This is a genomic window from Microcoleus sp. B7-D4, from assembly GCF_036705125.1.
In the GTDB taxonomy this organism is placed as follows: domain Bacteria; phylum Cyanobacteriota; class Cyanobacteriia; order Cyanobacteriales; family Microcoleaceae; genus Microcoleus.
In genome coordinates this window covers 4,187-6,946 of the sequence record NZ_JAUBTT010000188.1, presented here as the reverse complement: position 1 = coordinate 6,946, position 2,760 = coordinate 4,187, and the positions used below count along the sequence as shown (strand labels likewise).

At 41.7% G+C, this 2,760-nt stretch carries 3 protein-coding genes; all 3 read left to right on the top strand.

Translation table 11 applies throughout. From position 1 onward, the window contains the following. Nucleotides 1-439: 439 nt before the first annotated feature. The 3 genes from QUB12_RS36175 (at nt 440) to QUB12_RS36165 (ending at nt 2,735) form a co-directional block, all read left to right on the top strand. Nucleotides 440-1,675, top strand: a complete 1,236-nt coding sequence (locus QUB12_RS36175) for an adenylate/guanylate cyclase domain-containing protein (protein ID WP_333146060.1) — start codon at nt 440-442, stop codon at nt 1,673-1,675. Between the two features lie 31 nt (nt 1,676-1,706). Beyond that, the gene (locus tag QUB12_RS36170; protein WP_333104315.1) at nt 1,707-2,315 is read left to right on the top strand and encodes a DUF6272 family protein; all 609 of its coding nucleotides are present in this window, start codon (nt 1,707-1,709) and stop codon (nt 2,313-2,315) included. A 66-nt stretch (nt 2,316-2,381) separates the two neighbouring features. After that, nucleotides 2,382-2,735, top strand: a complete 354-nt coding sequence (locus tag QUB12_RS36165; RefSeq protein ID WP_333146062.1) for a slr1659 superfamily regulator — start codon at nt 2,382-2,384, stop codon at nt 2,733-2,735. Nucleotides 2,736-2,760 lie beyond the last annotated feature (25 nt).

The following is a 2,760-nucleotide window of genomic DNA, read 5'->3' as shown; positions in this document are numbered from 1 at the left end:
AGGCAAGCGTCTAACTCAAAACGCATCGCCCGCAGATTGTAAGTTTTTGTCCTACAACTCGTGGCGCATTGCAAATTAAATTGTAAAGCCGTCCTAGAAGGACGGGGTTTCTACCCATTTTTCTGATGAGTGACCGAAAGCATCCAGGATACAAGCCCCCGGATTCATTCCTTCGCAGACTCAGAACCCAGAAATAAAAAACCTGTATCCCATGAAACTTGCCCCCCGAATTTATCCGTGGGGTCGCCTCTAAAATCTAAAATCTAAAATCTAAAATCGATTGACGGTTGTCAACGCGGTTCCTAGGACGAGGGGTCTTGGATTTAGTGGTCAAGCATCGAAGCAGAAACCGGATTTCGAGTTCCGCGCCTGTAACTTCTAATATTTTACAGCGAGCGAGTCAAACAATTTTGCGCTTCCAGATTCGGAAGTATAAATTATGAAACCACAAATAAATTTAGCATCATCTAAATGTCCAGAAGAACTCCATACCCAGCTACGGGAGTTGAGCGAAAAACTTGAGGAAGTAGAGGATGAAAAAAATAGCTATGAAACCTTAGTAGAAATTATCACGGAACACTCCACGGATCTGGAAAACCAGATCCATCATAAAAACCGAGAGATGCAGACTTACATCGAGCAGGTAAAAAAGGTTATAGATGCAGCTATTGCTGTAAAAAACAATAGCTTTCAACCCCAGATATTGTCAGATGTGGCAGCGCGCAGTGATGCACTGGGAGAACTGGCACAGGTATTTTCCCATATGGTGCAAACGGTGAAAGCGCGGGAACAAGAATTAGAGAATCTTTTGCAGGCTTACGGACGTTTCGTTCCCGATGAATTTCTCCAATTTCTCGGCAAGCAAAGCATGGTTGATTTCCAGCTTGGAGATCACGTGAGCAAAGAGATGGCAATTATGTTTTCCGATATGCGTTCGTTCACCACGATGGCGGAGCAAATGACTCCTCAAGAAAACTTTGACTTCATCAATAATTATTTACAGCAAATTAGTCCGGAAATTCGTAAGCACAACGGTTTTATTGTCAAGTATATTGGAGATGGAGTCATGGCAGTTTTTCCCGATGGCGTTGATGATGCTATTCAGGCAGGAATTGTGAAGTTGGAGCAGTTGCAAAAATACAATCAAAGCCGTAAAATAAATGGGGATATACCGCTGAATATTGGCATTGGTATCCATGTGGGTGATACGATGGTTGGGATTATTGGAGATGCGAATCGGATGCAAGCAGATGCGCTCTCAGATCATGTCAATCTCACCGCTCGTCTGGAAGGTTTGACTAAGTATTATGGCGTATCTTTATTAATTTCTGGAGATGTGGTACAACGTTTGAGTCAACCCGAAAAGTATCATATCCGTTTTTTGGATCGGGCTATTGTTAAAGGTAGACAAGAAGCCATTACAGTTTGTGAGGTGTTAGATGTTGAAGTAGAACCAGTGCGATCGCTCAAAATTCAAACTTTGCCTATATTTGAGGAGGGACTCCAAGAATATTGTCAGGGAAATTTTGCTAAGGCCATAGTTTGTTTTGAACAGATAGTAGCCCTAAATCCAGATGACAAGCCCAGTCAACTTTACCTAAAACGCATCCAATCGCTGTTACAAAAAAGTATTCCTGCTAACTGGAATGGCGTGTGGAAATTCACCAAGAAGTGACCTTAATACATCAATTGGAGCGAGAAAAATCATGACATCTGGCAGCTTAAGAACAATGACACAAATCTTTGGAGAATTCATTGAAGAATTTCCTCCTGAACACGACTCCCTAGAACTTACATTTACTCCCAGTTCTCGCCCGATCAAACAGCGCTGGCGCAACAACAGGCTTTCAGCTCATTTTGTAGCAGATTATTTGTCTAGCTTTCTACCGGTGGATGAGGAGGATGCTAGCAGCGAGAAACGGATCAAACAAAGCAAGGGAGCTGTGAGTTACGTAGCCAACGAACTGTTAGAAAATGCGATAAAATTTAATAACGATGATACTCATTACAAGGTCAGATTTGGCATACATTTTATTGGTGAAACAGAGGTGACGGCGGTAATTTTTGCCAGTAATAGTGTCACTTCAGAAGGGGCGAAGAAGTTGAAGGAGTTTATTGAAGAAATTATGGCTTCCGATCCAAATGAACTTTATTTGCAGCAGCTTGAAAAGAATGCGGAATCGGAAAGTGATACATCGGGATTGGGATTGCTGACGATGATTAATGACTATTCAGCTAAGATAGGTTGGAAATTCGAGCCCAGGCCAGATAGTGATACCATCAGTGTTACGACTGTGGTTCAAATTAGGGTCTAGTTTCTAGCATTTCAATATTTACTCTCTTGTGCGATCGCAATATTTTAGTCAGGAAACCAAATCACAATGGGCATTCAAGAAATTAAAGGTGAAGATTACAGCATTCAATACGAACCAGCATCAGTCACACTCACTTTCCAAGGGGAACTCAGCCTGAGCGGCCCTCCCGAATATGCACCAATAGCCGAGTTGTTAGATGAGGTAGCCAATGGCGAACCGCCTACTATTACCTTGAACCTAAAACAATTGGAATTTGTTAACAGTTCTGGTATCAGTATGCTGTCTAAATTTGTCATTAGCGTCCGAAAAAAGAAAACGATTCAACTTTTGGTATTGGGTTCAAATGATATTCCTTGGCAACAGAAATCTCTCAGAAATTTAGAAAAGCTGTTGCCAACTTTGAAGCTCGAATTAGCGTAGGATATGTGTAAATTTTAACTACAGT